The organism is Salimicrobium halophilum (assembly GCF_900100295.1).
Classification (GTDB): Bacteria; Bacillota; Bacilli; order Bacillales; family Halobacillaceae; genus Salimicrobium; species Salimicrobium halophilum.
Genome location: NZ_FNEV01000002.1, coordinates 215,536 through 228,028 on the forward strand (window position 1 = coordinate 215,536; position 12,493 = coordinate 228,028).

A 12,493-nucleotide genomic window follows, 5' to 3' on the forward strand; every position below is an offset into this window, starting at 1 on the left:
TGAAACCTCATCAAGGCTTCGTCCGTAAAGAAAACAGGGGGGAGTCTATTGAACTATAAATATAAAGATACAAGCAAGTGGAGAAAAAAAGGGTTCAAATCCCTCGGGAATGTAGCGGTTGTCATTGGCTCGAATATCCTTACGATGACGTCGATGGATACCGGTCCTTTGTTGATCGGCTTCGTTCAGACGGTAACTGTTGTATTTACCATCATCGGAGTGACAAGAGCCGTGCACTATTTCACGAGACCTGAGAAAGATTATGTCGTCGTTGATGATCAGGGAGTCCTCATAGACAGAGGGCCGTTCCAGAGTAAGAAAGAAATTCCTCTGCAGCAAATCAGAAAGCTGGTGGAAAGAGAAGAAGTCCTTGTCGTGGATCAGAAAGCGAAAGCAGATGGGTTGATCAATGACGTGGAAAGAGAGAAATCGCTTGCCTTCGAACAACATAACAGCAAAGAAACGTTGATTGATTTAGATAATATTACTTCACAGGATGTGCAGAGGCTGAAACAGGAAATGAAAGAACGTGTCGGTACTACGGCAGAAGTGCTTTGAAGGAGGGATGAATTGGTCATTTTACAATATTTAATCGTATTCTTAGTAGGAATTCTGGTGTTTACTCTCCAAATATATATAAGTAAGAAATGGGCGGTGACGCTTGCCATCCTTTTTGTAGCTGGAGTGGGTTGGTATGTATGGCACAACGAAACATACATGATAGTCCAAGAAGACTTTGATTCGATCTATTCTGAGGAACATACGGTGGATCGATTGGAGATTACGAATATGGAGAATGAGGAATCTTTCGATGTGACCGACCAGGACGCTATGGAAGAAGTGCTTTCGATCCTCGGACCGATCAAAGGCAAAAGAGTAGAAACGTTGAGCAATGATGAATACGAGTATAGACTCCGGTTCCGTATAGAAAAACCTGTAGATAACGGAGATACTACCCAAGAATATAACTCTGTGTACATAAGTGATGATTATATCAGCAATTATGAAATCACCGAAGGAGAAGCACACATGGAGCTCATCAGAGAGCTCGAAGCAGAGGCAAAGGAATGATGGAACGGTTGCTACGGTTCGGGGTAGCCATCATAATTTTTTTCTTGCTGTGGCAGGTGATGGCGTACGCGTGGAATCTGTTTGTACCTCTCAATTATAAGACGAATCTTTTAGGCGTCATATTCGTCATGCCTCTCATGGTTCTTGTATCGTTCATCGGTTCTCATCTGTTCATCGAACGTTTACGAAGGTGGTTCAAACAGGGAGGGAGAATATGATGAGAATATCTTTCCTTTTTTTGATGCTGAGTGGAATTCTTATCGCTGGTTGTCAAACGAACGAAGAAGCGATGGTATCTATTGATCAACTCTCCATTTCGAGCGAAGGGCTTGCTGATGGTCAGAACTACTATATAATATCACCTTTCAAATGGAAAGGGCCGGAAGAGGCGGAACTGGTAGACATTAGTATCGTTGATGAAGAGGGCGAACCGGTGAATTCGTCACAGGGAATCTCGGCTTCCTTTTATGTCGCAGCGGATACGAAGCAATCAGGAGTTTACAGGCGGGATGATATAGGAGAAAAGCAAAGAGTTGACGGATACGAACTAACTGAAGAGCAAACCCTTATTATGCAACTCAAATTGAATAATGTAAGGGAAAATGAAAACAGAAGACTGAAAGTACTGTTTACATCAGGGGATGAAGTGCATGAGAAATTACTGGAGTGGGAAGCGGTAGAAGGTTTGAAATCCTCTGCTTCCTAGAGGGGAGGAGTAGGTTGTGCTGATAGACAAATTACTGATTATGACAATAGCAGGGATGCTTATCATATCTGTTTATTTTGCGAAGATCACAAGAATGACCGGTTTCTCTAAATGGAGCCGTTTCATTCTCAGTCTAAGCAGTGGATGGATTCTTGCCTTGACGACTATTAGTGTTTCCCTGTTCCTCAGAAGTCTGCTTCCATTTCCAGTTGTGATGATGTATGTAAGCGTCGTTCTAGCTTTTGTTGCATTCATAAGTTTTCAAATTTTTTTGTATCACGAAGATGGAGAAAAACGTAACTGAAGTGGGGATGACCAAAATAAAAAAGCAGAAACCATCCATGGATGGTTTCTGTGTGGTAGTCATAGATTTTTGAAGTGACGGTTCCAATTATCCGCATTGGCGAGTGCCATAGCATCTTTTTGAATAGTTCCCGGTTTCCGGGCCTCGCCGATCAGAGCATCCTTGAATTCCATGCCGAAGAAATCGCAGATATAACCGAACTGCTGGACGCACGGAAGGGCTTTTTTGCGTGGAGAATCTCCGCCGACGATGATGACGTATACTTGCATCTCTTTCAATCGCTCCTTGAAGTCGGGGAACTTCTCATCCCTGGCCGTCTGGCTGAACCGGTCGATGAATCGCTTCATGACTCCGGTCATTCCGTACCAATAGAGCGGAGTCGCGAATACGAGAATGTCCGAATCGATGATGGACGAAATGATGTCATCATAATCATCATCCACTTCATCGAACCCTTCCGGATCATGACGCTGATCGATGATATCCTTGAAGAAATACTGATTCAGATAAATTTTATTCACATCGATGCCGTCAAAGACGCGCTCCGTCAATTGCTCGGTATTCCCGTAGTCCCGGGTGCTTCCATATAAAACGGAAATCTTCATAACTCCACCTCATTTTTTCTTTTCATTATACGTGCAAGTCGTGTTTCTTTCCTAGCGAAAGGGTATGCACTAGGTGAGGGAATCATGCACAGAAGAAATCATAAGATGGAGGAGAAGAATGAAGACGTACATAACAGCATTACTTATATCTATACTATTTTTGAGCGGTTGCAGCAGTGAGTTCACGAAATCCTTCGAAAAGAAAGGCGATATGGAGAGCCTCGTCGTCCAGAAAGTTGTAAACGGAGAAACATCCTCCTCACGTGCGAAAACAGTTACGGATCCAGATACCATTGCTGAGATCCTGCAGAAAGGGGAAGGGCTTGGAGCGAAGACGATTACCGGCGAAGAAGCTGAAGGGAAAAAGACGGCTGCTTCGTCTTATTATACGTTCAGAAGTTATAGTACCAGTGAGACGCCTGTCTACAGCATCGTTGTATTAGAGGATGGAACGTTTCTGGTTGAAGGAACTAAGAAAGATTCAGGAATAATGATGACGACGGATACGCATGAAATACTGCTGGACGATATGAAACAATTGGCCGACGTCAATTTTTAAAAGGATAACGAAGAGAGCATTGGATGCGATTCAATGCTTTTTTTGTGCGCCCAATGCGGATAGGTGGGTATTTTCTCTTAACTCGTTTCAGTAACATCGTTTCAACTTTTAGAAAATTCCCAATTCATCCGTTGTAAAGAAGGGTATCCTGTAGTATTTTATTTATATGAAGGATAAACTTCAGAATTGAGGAAGGATGAAGGTATGTGAATATCAGCAAAGTAGTTGTACGGCAGATGAAGATGGACCTTAAACATCCATTTACGACAAGCGTGGGGACGGAACAGCACAAAGACGTTATTCTCGTAGAGGTTCAATCAGAGGATGGACAGTCCGGCTGGGCGGAATCGGTGGCAATCAACGAACCGATCTATAACGAAGAAACGGTACATACGAACTGGCCGATTATGAAAGAGTTTTTACTACCGAAGTTGTGGGAAGTCCCTGTCACTCATCCTTCAGAAGTGGCGAAGCGTTTTGAAGCGGTGAGGGGGAATTTCAATGCAAAAGCTGCGGTGGAACAGGCAGTGTGGGATCTGTACGCAAAAGAACAAGGAATCACTCTGAAAGAGGCTCTTGGTGGAGAATACAGTCAGATTCACGTAGGAGTGAGTGTCGGAATTACCGAGACGATGGAGGAGCTGATCGGGAAAATAGAAAGTCATGTGGAGAAGGGCTACAAAAGGATTAAAGTGAAAATCATGCCGGGATGGGATGTGGATGTGCTTACTGCCATCCGTGAGAAATTCCCGGATATCGAGCTGATGGCCGATGCGAATTGTGCCTACACGCTTCAGGATGTGAAGCATTTGAAGAAGCTCGATGCGTTCAACCTGACGATGATAGAACAGCCGCTCGCTCATGATGACATCATCGATCACGCTGTGCTTCAACGGCTTCTTGAGACTCCGATCTGTCTGGATGAAAGTCTCCATACATACGAAGATGTGCGAAAAGCTGTCCAGTTCGGCAGCTGTCAGATCGTCAACTTGAAAGTCGGGCGCGTAGGTGGACTGACGGAGACGCTCAAGATCCACGAGTTCTGCCGGGAAAATAATGTGCCTATGTGGTGTGGAGGAATGCTCGAGACCGGGATAGGTCGTGCGCATAATGTGGCGCTTTCCACCCTTTCCCAATTTACGTATCCAGGCGATACGGCACCTTCCTCTCATTACTGGACGAAGGATATCATCACGCCGGAAGTTACGATGGAAAATGGAGTCATTCAGGTTCCTGATAAACCGGGGATCGGGTATGAAGTGGATGTCGACTTTGTGGAATCCCTTACTGAACGGAAGGAGGTTTTCACGCGTGACGAAAACGCTTAGAGAGGAAACGGTGCGGCATCAGCCAAGTCAGGAAAAGGAAAAAGTCACTTTTTCTCTTCTGGGTTTGCCTCATATTTCTGAAATCAGAAGTCTTCAGGAAAAAGTGAAGGAGAAACTGCAGCAGAAAGAGTTGCTGCAGGCACTGACCGATGAGGAGCTCACTTTTGTTCTCGGAGAGGGAGGCATGGTTCTGGGTGTTTACGCGGAAGAAGAACTGATCGCCTTCCGGGCGATGATGTATCCGGAAGCGGATGACCCGGAAAACCTCGGGAAGGACCTTGATCTTGATACTACGAAAGTCGCTCACCAGGAAATATCTTGCGTCGACCCGGATTATCAGGGGAATGGCCTGCAGAAGAAAATGGGAGAGACGATCATGCAGGAATTCAGCGAAGCAAGACCTGATCTTGTGCACGTGTTATGCACGGTTCACCCTGGCAATGAAGCGAGCCTTCGGGATAAATTCCACCACGGGATGGTCATCGCGGATCTGAAGGAGAAATACGCCGGCAAGTTGCGCTATATCATGTATCTGCCGATGAATGAAACCATCCATTTAGATGCAGAAGAAATCATTTCCGTACCCGTCAATGATATCGATCAACAAAAAGAACTGCTGAAAGAAAATTACATCGGCTATGATTACGCGGATGGGAAAGTATTGTATGGAAAACGGAATAATTAAACAAGAGGAGGATCCTTATGAATAAGACGATGACGTTCTGGAAAGCTATGATTCCTCTGACGCTTATGATTCTTGCGATGTTGTATACGATTGTAGTTGCCGAAGGAGCTCCTCATATTCCTTTGCTGTTCGGAGCTCTCGTCGCCGGGTTGGTAGCCTGGTGGAGCGGCTACACGTGGGAAGATATTGAAACAGGGATGTACAAAGGCATCAATCTGGCTCTGCCTGCCATCGTGATCATTTCACTCGTCGGGTTGACGATCGGATCGTGGATTGGTGGCGGAGTTGTCGGCACAATGATCTATTACGGACTGCAACTGATTTCCCCGTCGCTTTTTCTTGTCGCTATCGCTGTCATTTGCGCGATCGTAGCTATATCGATCGGAAGCTCCTGGTCGACGATGGGCACGATCGGGATCGCCGGTATGGGGATTGGAGCCAGTATGGGAATATCCGCTCCGATGGTAGCTGGTGCCATCATTTCAGGGGCGTATTTCGGAGATAAGATGTCACCGCTCTCTGATACCACGAACCTTGCTTCCGGCCTGACACGGACGGATCTATTCGTACATATCCGGCATATGCTTTATACGACGGTCCCGGCTTTTACGTTGGCATTGATCATTTATTTTATCATGGGACGTAATACGGGAAACGGAAATGCTTCCACCGGGGATATCGAAAAGACGATGGCCGCTTTGCAGGATTCCTTTCTGATTTCTCCGTGGCTGCTTTTGGTACCGCTTGCAGTCATTATACTCGTCATTCGTAAGGTACCTGCAATCCCGGCGCTTGCCGTCGGAATCATTCTCGGGTTTCTGGCACAGATTTTTGTACAGGGTGGTGCGGCCGGAGATGCCGTAGTCACGCTCTATTCCGGGTTCAGTATTGAATCAGGGAATGAAGTCGTGGACTCTCTGTTCAACCGTGGCGGATTGTCCTCGATGATGTACACGATTTCCATGACGATCGTGGCGATGATTTTCGGTGGAATCCTCGAACACACCGGAATGCTGAAAGCGATCGTCGATCAGATTCTGAAAGTCACGAAGACAGCGCGTGGTCTTATCCCGACGACGATTGTTTCCAGTTTCGCAACGAACTTGACGTGTTCGGAGCAGTACATATCCGTGGTGGTTCCGGGGCGTATGTACGCAAGAGCCTATACGGAACATAACCTGGATTCGCGTAACCTTTCACGTGCAGTAGAAGACGGCGGAACGCTGACCTCCGTATTTGTTCCGTGGAATACGTGCGGGGTATTCATTTATGGGACACTTGGTGTTCACGCGTTCGAATATGCTCCTTATGCTTTACTGAATCTGTTCGTACCGATCATCAGTATCATTTTCGCCTGGATCGGGTTCAGTATCGTGAAAATTTCCGACGATGAAAAAGAAAAGATTCTGGAAGAGACGAGAGATCTGGATGAACGGTCTGTCGTCTGAATAGATACACAGTCTCCTTGGCAGGAGGCTGTGTTTTCATATTGTGGAAAAGATAGAACTTTCGTTTTTGAAGAGGCAGCGTTAAAATGGACAGGTAGGATAGAAGGAAGGGGGAGGACCAATGATTTTCTTTTACATATTGATGGCAGGGTTCATCGGCTTGATCACACTTGGATGGAGAGGGTCTATTCTAGGACTGGTAATAGGTATTGTCTATGCAGTTGTGGAAATCAATGCGAAAAAGATCACCCGGCTGGAAGAAGAGATTCATACACTGAAAAAAGAGCTGGCGGAGAAATGACCAACATCATTTATAGTATCGGGCATTCTACCCACTCAAAGGAGTTTTTCCTTACGATGCTTAAAGAAGCGAAGGTGGATGCGGTGGCGGATGTTCGTGCCTTTCCGGCTAGTCGTAAATTCCCTCATTTCAATCAGGGGACGATGAAGGAATGGCTAGCGGGTGCAGGGATTTCCTACTCGCATCACCCGCTTCTCGCTGGACGTCGTAACAAAGCAGGTCACGTACAGCCGGAAGTGAACGGGGCGTGGGAGAACCAGTCGTTCCATAATTATGCCGACTACACGCTTACCGAGGAGTTCAAGGAAGGCGCGAAAGAGCTCGAGGTGCTGGGAAATGAAAAAACGGTCGCCTACTTTTGTGCGGAGAGGCATCCTTCTAGGTGTCACAGACTTCTGATCAGTAATCATTTGGCGGCAAATGGATGGGAAGTCTTTCATATAATGGATGACAACGATGAACCATCCCTCGTCACACATGAACAGGGGCGCTGGGGCGCGATGCCGATTGTAGAGACAGATGGAACGGTGGTGTATCCGGAGGAGTGAAGACTGGGAAGCGGGGCACGGAGCTCCGTTTTTCTTTTGGGACAAAGTAGGCTTTTCTGTAAATTTATGAAACTATTTCAGATCTCACACGTAGAAAGTGATGATCTACATAGGAACAGAAAACGATTCGGTAAGGAGGGAATGGAATGAAAAAGATACTACACTTATTTATACTTTCGTTCGTTGCCATGTCCGGAGTGCTATACCTGATCGGCGGGGAAGTGGGGAGTTCACTTTTATCCGGGCTGGTCTTCGCACTCCTGCTGGCTTTGGTGCTCGGCGGATTGAATCAGTTCAACGGAGGACATGATACGGTTCAGGAAGAACTGATGGATCTGCCTCTTTCGTTCGAAGAAGCCTTCGAACAATGCAGGGAAGCGGGACTTCAACTGAAAAAAGCGGAGATCCAGGAGGAGCGGAGAAGAGACGGAATCCTTCTCGTCCATACAGGAGCTTCGTGGAAATCCTGGGGAGATGAGGTACTCTTCCAGGTACAGGATATCGACGCCACTACGACCAGGGTCGCCGTGACGAGCCGCCCGAGGATGAAGGGGACGATGATGGACTACGGGCAGAATTATGAGAATGTATCGTCTATCAGAAAGCACCTGCAGAAGGCGGGCTGATCAGAATTTCTTCCGAGAAGATGCATAATTTTCTAAACTTTGTTATACTGGGTTTGTCCAAGTGAATAGTGAACTTAACTACTAGGGGTGCCCGTCAAGCGGGCTGAGAGGAAAGCGTGACTTTCCGACTCTTGGGACCTGATCTGGGTGATGCCAGCGTGGGGAAGTAGTCAACATACCATTGACAAACCGGGTCCCATCTATCAGGGATCCGGTTTTTTTGGCTTCCCCTCCTATCAGAGGAAAAGGAGGGAAAAGAGATGAATCGTACGAAGATGCTCACGACGATGGCTGTACTGACCGCTTTGGGCACATTGGGAGCACAAATGCTCTGGTTCCCGGCAGGTGTAGCGAAAGCCTATCCCGTCCAGCATGCCGTAAATGTGATTGCTGCCGTTTCGCTTGGACCAGTACCGGCAGTGACAATTGCGTTTATGATCGGTGTGCTGAGGAACCTTCTGGGTCTCGGGACGCTGCTCGCGTTTCCGGGAGGGATGATTGGTGCTCTGTTTGCGGGGCTCAGCTATCACTACACGAAGCGTGTCGGTGGGGCGGTTACCGGAGAAATCATCGGTACCGGTCTGTTCGGATCACTCGCATCCGTGCCGATGGCGAATCTTTTGATGGGGTCGGAAGCGGGCGTATTCGCTTTTGTACCATCGTTCGTTGTAAGTACTGTCACGGGAGCTTTGATCGGCTGGATGGTTTCTATTCGACTGAAACAGACAGCTATCGTCACAAATGTATAAGAACGTTGCTGGGGGCGCGATTGTCGCTGAGATAAGGCATTGCCTTAGTCCCTTTGAACCTGATGCGGGTCATGCCGACGAAGGGAAGCACTCTGAACCCGAGAGGCTTCCTGTATTCAAAACAAGGAGGCTATTTTTTATGACATTTACTGAAGATTTGAGAAGAGAAAACGACGACATTTTCCAGGCGATTTTCAACCATCCGTTTGTTCGTGGTTTGGGAGAAGGAGAATTGCAGGATGATGCAGTCGCTCATTATGTGAAAGCAGACTATGAATATTTGAATACGTTCATGCAGCTGTATGGAACAGCGGTCTCTCAATCGAAGAAACGTGAGGATATCGCCTTTTTCCAGGGACAAATCGCTTTTGTCCTCGGAGATGAAATTCATCCCCACCGAAATCTGTGCGACTATATTGGGGTGCCATATGAAGAGTTGAAGGGCTTCCCGATGCCGCCGACGGCTGATCACTATCGCACGCATATGAAAAGTGTCGCCACGGAAGGGCTGCTCGGAAAAACGATCGCAGCGATGTTGCCATGCCCGTGGACGTATCAGGAGATCGGCCGGGAGCTGAAGAAAGAATTCGCCCCTGAGACGAATCATCCTTTTTACGAGTGGATCGAATTCTACGCTAATGATTCCATCACGGAAACGACCGATTACCTGTTGAAGCGTCTGGATGAAGAAGCGGAAGCGGCATCTCTGGAGGATCGTCAGCTTATGAAGGAAGCGTTCCGGAAGAGCTGTCAGCTGGAGTATGCGTTCTGGGAGATGTCTTATACGAAAGAAGACTGGCCGGTAGCGGAGGGGGTATTAAAATGAAGCCGTTCACAGCACTTACCATCGCAGGATCCGACTCCGGAGGTGGAGCCGGCATCCAGGCAGATATCAAAACATTTGAAGAGTGGGAAGTGTACGGCATGTCTGTGCTCACTTCTCTTACAGCGCAGAATACGACAGGCGTCCAGGATGTTCATCACGTCCCGGTTCCCTTTATCGAAGCACAGCTCAGTAGTATAGAAGAAGACCTTCCGGTAAATGTCATCAAGACCGGAATGGTGGCGACGAAAGAAGCAGCAGAGGTCGTGGGGAACTGGATCGCACGTCAACATGCGCCTTATGTGTGTGATCCTGTGATGGTTTCCACTAGTGGTCATCCACTCATGGAACAAGAGACCCGGACTGCTCTTTCTGAAGACTTGTTTCCTCATGCATCGGTAGTGACTCCGAATATTCCGGAAGCTGAGACGCTTCTCGATATGGAGATCAAAACGGAAGAGGATATGGAAGAAGCTGCACGGAAATTTGTAGATAGCCTTGGAGCTAAGGGTGCACTGGTGAAAGGTGGCCATCTGAACGGAGAAGCGGTGGACATCCTATATGATGGAGAAATCATGCGGACGTACCGGGAAGATAGAATCTCTACGGAGAACACACATGGCACCGGATGCACGTATGCCTCGGCGATTGCTGCCAACCTGGCGATGGGGCGATCGTTACCGGTTGCCGTGGAACATGCGAAGGGCTACATCACTGAAGCGATCCGTCATTCTTTTGACATCGGTTCCGGGAGCGGACCAACCAATCATTGGGCTCACAGAAGGGAGCGAGTGCGATGAATCTAGCGCAACTAAGGGAAGAACGACCGCTCGTCCATCACATCACGAATGAAGTGGTGATGAACTTTTCCGCGAATGGCCTTCTCGCCTTCGGAGGAAGTCCGGTGATGGCGAAGGAAAGGGAAGAAGTCGAAGAGATCGCAAGTGTCGCGAGTGCGCTTGTTTTGAATATCGGAACCATCCGAAAAGAGGATATAGAAACGATGATCAAAGCGGGGCAGGCGGCGAATAAGGCAGGGGTTCCTGTACTTCTGGATCCCGTTGGTGCGGGTGCGACAACGTTCAGGAAACAGGCGGTGCAACGAATCGTACAGGAAGTTGATGTCTCAGTCGTAAAAGGTAATGCCGGAGAAATAGCGGCACTTGCTGATATTCCTTTGAAGGTGAAAGGTGTCGATGCTGAGGAAGAGGGGGATGCTGAAGAAATTGCTGTAGAAGCGGCGAAGCGTATTCAGACGATGGTCGTAGTGACTGGCAAGAGGGATGTAATCAGTAATGGCGAAGAATTCACCACCTCGTCGCATGGAACACCCCTGCTTGGATCCATTACTGGTGCCGGATGCTTGCTTGGTTCTCTGATGGCGGCCTGCATGGCTATAGAGAAAGATAAGAAAGAAGCAGCACTGTTTGCCCTCGAGTTTTATAACAAAGCTGCAGAACGTGCTGAGAAGAAAGCGGTAGGCCCAGGTACATTCATTCCTCACCTGCTGGATGAACTGGGGAAAGACGATGACTGACTATCTACACACTTATTTTATCATGGGCAGCCAGAATTGCAGAGGTAACCCGGAGGAAGTGCTTAAGCAAGCGATCCATGGCGGTATTACAGCCTTTCAGTTCCGGGAAAAAGGAACGAATGCGAAAAGCGGAGAGGAAAAAGTAGAGCTGGGTCATCGATTGCGCAGAATTTGTAAGGATCATGGTATTCCGTTTTTCGTGAATGACGATATCGAACTTGTCTATCAGTTGGAAGCGGATGGGGTGCATGTCGGTCAGGACGATCGTGATATCAGGGAGGTCCGCGAAGTGTTTCCCGACCTCCAAATAGGGTTGTCTGTATCGACGGAAGAGGAGTTACGTGTAAGCCGGTGGGATCTGGCTGATTACCTTGGTGTCGGACCTGTGTTCAAAACTTCTTCTAAAGATGATGCGAAAGAAGTGATCGGCATCCAAGGGCTTCAGGCGATTCAGGGACAGGTGCCGTTGCCTGTCGTTGCGATCGGAGGCATAGACGAATCGAATGTTCAGGCGGTAAGAGAGGCTGGCGCAGGGGTGAGTGTGATTTCAGCTATTGCAGATAGCGAACAACCTGAAGAAGAAGTAAGGCGTTTACAGTTGTAGAAAGAAGATATTAATCCCCGCCGGTAAGAGCCCGGTGGGGATTTTTGTGAGGGGAAAATCAGGGATGTGAAGTTTTTCTGATCAGATAAACATCTTCAATATGGGAAGGTGCAGTTTGAATGACGGGATCTTTCCAGTATACTTTCACGTGTTCTCCCTTGTTAAATTCATCGGATTGTTGGAATGAAGGCATATCATAGTATGTCACTTTTTCAAATCCGGTGATCGAATCAGAATCCACTATTGCTTTGTTCTCTGCTACGAAGATTTTGTCATCGCTCACAGATACTATATACCCTTGAGACGTATGTAAGGTCAACAATCGTACAGCTATGAAACCGACGAATAGCAGCCCCGCTACTATCGATAATATAATAACGAATCGTTTTTTCATCGATATCCCTCCTTTGCTAACCGGTCAATATCGGAACAATAATGAGAGAAAGACCTATACTTATCAGCAGGGTCATAAGCCAGTCTCTTTTTGAGGTCGTTTTCAATAAAATGTTCATGGTGGAACTGATGAAGAAACAAACGACAAACACGATCAAAATCATGACGAGGTTGTAGTCCAAATCCTGACACCTCCTGGATGTATT

The 12,493-nt window shown here is 47.4% G+C and carries 20 protein-coding genes and 2 riboswitches; of the genes, 17 read left to right on the top strand and 3 right to left on the bottom strand.

The window, feature by feature from the left end:
* Positions 1-48 precede the first annotated feature (48 nt).
* The 5 genes from BLQ44_RS04400 to BLQ44_RS04420 are packed head-to-tail and all read left to right on the top strand — an operon-like array spanning position 49 to position 2,081.
* Positions 49-558: a hypothetical protein gene (locus tag BLQ44_RS04400; protein WP_093192465.1), complete on the top strand. Its 510-nt coding sequence runs from the start codon at positions 49-51 to the stop codon at positions 556-558.
* Between the two features lie 12 nt (positions 559-570).
* The gene (locus tag BLQ44_RS04405) at positions 571-1,071 is read left to right on the top strand and encodes a hypothetical protein (RefSeq protein ID WP_093192467.1); all 501 of its coding nucleotides are present in this window, start codon (positions 571-573) and stop codon (positions 1,069-1,071) included.
* Positions 1,068-1,289: a hypothetical protein gene (locus tag BLQ44_RS04410; protein ID WP_093192469.1), complete on the top strand. Its 222-nt coding sequence runs from the start codon at positions 1,068-1,070 to the stop codon at positions 1,287-1,289. The genes BLQ44_RS04405 and BLQ44_RS04410 overlap by 4 nt, the downstream gene beginning before the upstream one ends.
* The gene (locus BLQ44_RS04415; protein WP_093192471.1) at positions 1,286-1,777 is read left to right on the top strand and encodes a hypothetical protein; all 492 of its coding nucleotides are present in this window, start codon (positions 1,286-1,288) and stop codon (positions 1,775-1,777) included. The genes BLQ44_RS04410 and BLQ44_RS04415 overlap by 4 nt, the downstream gene beginning before the upstream one ends.
* A 16-nt stretch (positions 1,778-1,793) precedes the next feature.
* Positions 1,794-2,081 carry a hypothetical protein gene (locus tag BLQ44_RS04420; RefSeq protein ID WP_093192473.1) on the top strand — a complete coding sequence of 96 codons (288 nt, stop codon included), beginning with the start codon at positions 1,794-1,796 and terminating at the stop codon, positions 2,079-2,081.
* A 59-nt stretch (positions 2,082-2,140) separates the two neighbouring features.
* Here BLQ44_RS04420 and BLQ44_RS04425 read toward each other — a convergent pair whose 3' ends face one another.
* A complete protein-coding gene (locus tag BLQ44_RS04425; protein WP_093192475.1) occupies positions 2,141-2,686 on the bottom strand; it encodes a flavodoxin family protein in 546 nt (181 codons plus the stop codon).
* A gap of 118 nt (positions 2,687-2,804) precedes the next feature.
* Here BLQ44_RS04425 and BLQ44_RS04430 point away from each other — a divergent pair, with 118 nt between their 5' ends.
* From BLQ44_RS04430 to thiE, 12 genes are all read left to right on the top strand, one after another.
* Complete coding sequence (locus BLQ44_RS04430) at positions 2,805-3,245, top strand: hypothetical protein (protein ID WP_093192477.1); 441 nt, start codon at positions 2,805-2,807, stop codon at positions 3,243-3,245.
* Positions 3,246-3,451: 206 nt separating this feature from the next.
* On the top strand, positions 3,452-4,573 hold the full coding sequence (gene menC, locus BLQ44_RS04435; RefSeq protein ID WP_093192478.1) for an o-succinylbenzoate synthase: 1,122 nt from the start codon (positions 3,452-3,454) through the stop codon (positions 4,571-4,573).
* The gene (locus tag BLQ44_RS04440; protein ID WP_093192480.1) at positions 4,557-5,258 is read left to right on the top strand and encodes an N-acetyltransferase; all 702 of its coding nucleotides are present in this window, start codon (positions 4,557-4,559) and stop codon (positions 5,256-5,258) included. The genes menC and BLQ44_RS04440 overlap by 17 nt, the downstream gene beginning before the upstream one ends.
* A gap of 17 nt (positions 5,259-5,275) precedes the next feature.
* Positions 5,276-6,706, top strand: a complete 1,431-nt coding sequence (gene nhaC, locus BLQ44_RS04445; protein WP_093192482.1) for a Na+/H+ antiporter NhaC — start codon at positions 5,276-5,278, stop codon at positions 6,704-6,706.
* Positions 6,707-6,827: 121 nt separating this feature from the next.
* Positions 6,828-7,007: a hypothetical protein gene (locus BLQ44_RS04450; RefSeq protein WP_093192484.1), complete on the top strand. Its 180-nt coding sequence runs from the start codon at positions 6,828-6,830 to the stop codon at positions 7,005-7,007.
* Complete coding sequence (locus tag BLQ44_RS04455; RefSeq protein WP_093192486.1) at positions 7,004-7,555, top strand: DUF488 domain-containing protein; 552 nt, start codon at positions 7,004-7,006, stop codon at positions 7,553-7,555. Before BLQ44_RS04450 ends, BLQ44_RS04455 begins: the two co-directional genes overlap by 4 nt.
* A gap of 146 nt (positions 7,556-7,701) precedes the next feature.
* Positions 7,702-8,181, top strand: a complete 480-nt coding sequence (locus BLQ44_RS04460) for a hypothetical protein (RefSeq protein ID WP_093192488.1) — start codon at positions 7,702-7,704, stop codon at positions 8,179-8,181.
* 73 nt (positions 8,182-8,254) lie between these two features.
* Positions 8,255-8,363, top strand: a riboswitch (TPP riboswitch).
* Between the two features lie 78 nt (positions 8,364-8,441).
* A complete protein-coding gene (thiW, locus tag BLQ44_RS04465) occupies positions 8,442-8,930 on the top strand; it encodes an energy coupling factor transporter S component ThiW (RefSeq protein WP_093192490.1) in 489 nt (162 codons plus the stop codon).
* A riboswitch (TPP riboswitch) is annotated at positions 8,931-9,033 on the top strand.
* A 36-nt stretch (positions 9,034-9,069) separates the two neighbouring features.
* Positions 9,070-9,756: a thiaminase II gene (gene tenA, locus BLQ44_RS04470; protein ID WP_093192492.1), complete on the top strand. Its 687-nt coding sequence runs from the start codon at positions 9,070-9,072 to the stop codon at positions 9,754-9,756.
* A complete protein-coding gene (gene thiD / locus BLQ44_RS04475; protein WP_093192494.1) occupies positions 9,753-10,553 on the top strand; it encodes a bifunctional hydroxymethylpyrimidine kinase/phosphomethylpyrimidine kinase in 801 nt (266 codons plus the stop codon). The genes tenA and thiD overlap by 4 nt, the downstream gene beginning before the upstream one ends.
* Entirely contained in the window at positions 10,550-11,290 is a 741-nt protein-coding gene (gene thiM / locus BLQ44_RS04480) for a hydroxyethylthiazole kinase (protein WP_093192496.1), read from the top strand. Before thiD ends, thiM begins: the two co-directional genes overlap by 4 nt.
* Complete coding sequence (thiE, locus tag BLQ44_RS04485) at positions 11,283-11,894, top strand: thiamine phosphate synthase (RefSeq protein ID WP_093192498.1); 612 nt, start codon at positions 11,283-11,285, stop codon at positions 11,892-11,894. Before thiM ends, thiE begins: the two co-directional genes overlap by 8 nt.
* A 58-nt stretch (positions 11,895-11,952) precedes the next feature.
* Here thiE and BLQ44_RS04490 read toward each other — a convergent pair whose 3' ends face one another.
* A complete protein-coding gene (locus BLQ44_RS04490) occupies positions 11,953-12,288 on the bottom strand; it encodes a hypothetical protein (RefSeq protein ID WP_093192500.1) in 336 nt (111 codons plus the stop codon).
* Positions 12,289-12,304: 16 nt separating this feature from the next.
* Positions 12,305-12,469 (bottom strand): hypothetical protein, encoded by a 165-nt coding sequence (locus BLQ44_RS04495; RefSeq protein ID WP_245688092.1) that lies wholly within the window; start codon positions 12,467-12,469, stop codon positions 12,305-12,307.
* Between the last annotated feature and the right edge of the window lie 24 nt (positions 12,470-12,493).

What these genes read in the sequence shown, in the direction of transcription:
- BLQ44_RS04410 (WP_093192469.1), top strand. Translation starts at nt 1,068, where the DNA reads ATGATGGAACGGTTGCTACGGTTCGGGGTAGCCATCATAATTTTTTTC.
- BLQ44_RS04415 (WP_093192471.1), top strand. Translation starts at nt 1,286, where the DNA reads ATGATGAGAATATCTTTCCTTTTTTTGATGCTGAGTGGAATTCTTATC.
- BLQ44_RS04425 (WP_093192475.1), bottom strand. Translation starts at nt 2,686, where the DNA reads ATGAAGATTTCCGTTTTATATGGAAGCACCCGGGACTACGGGAATACC.
- BLQ44_RS04430 (WP_093192477.1), top strand. Translation starts at nt 2,805, where the DNA reads ATGAAGACGTACATAACAGCATTACTTATATCTATACTATTTTTGAGC.
- nhaC (WP_093192482.1), top strand. Translation starts at nt 5,276, where the DNA reads ATGAATAAGACGATGACGTTCTGGAAAGCTATGATTCCTCTGACGCTT.
- BLQ44_RS04450 (WP_093192484.1), top strand. Translation starts at nt 6,828, where the DNA reads ATGATTTTCTTTTACATATTGATGGCAGGGTTCATCGGCTTGATCACA.
- BLQ44_RS04455 (WP_093192486.1), top strand. Translation starts at nt 7,004, where the DNA reads ATGACCAACATCATTTATAGTATCGGGCATTCTACCCACTCAAAGGAG.
- BLQ44_RS04460 (WP_093192488.1), top strand. Translation starts at nt 7,702, where the DNA reads ATGAAAAAGATACTACACTTATTTATACTTTCGTTCGTTGCCATGTCC.
- thiW (WP_093192490.1), top strand. Translation starts at nt 8,442, where the DNA reads ATGAATCGTACGAAGATGCTCACGACGATGGCTGTACTGACCGCTTTG.
- tenA (WP_093192492.1), top strand. Translation starts at nt 9,070, where the DNA reads ATGACATTTACTGAAGATTTGAGAAGAGAAAACGACGACATTTTCCAG.
- thiD (WP_093192494.1), top strand. Translation starts at nt 9,753, where the DNA reads ATGAAGCCGTTCACAGCACTTACCATCGCAGGATCCGACTCCGGAGGT.
- thiM (WP_093192496.1), top strand. Translation starts at nt 10,550, where the DNA reads ATGAATCTAGCGCAACTAAGGGAAGAACGACCGCTCGTCCATCACATC.
- thiE (WP_093192498.1), top strand. Translation starts at nt 11,283, where the DNA reads ATGACTGACTATCTACACACTTATTTTATCATGGGCAGCCAGAATTGC.
- BLQ44_RS04490 (WP_093192500.1), bottom strand. Translation starts at nt 12,288, where the DNA reads ATGAAAAAACGATTCGTTATTATATTATCGATAGTAGCGGGGCTGCTA.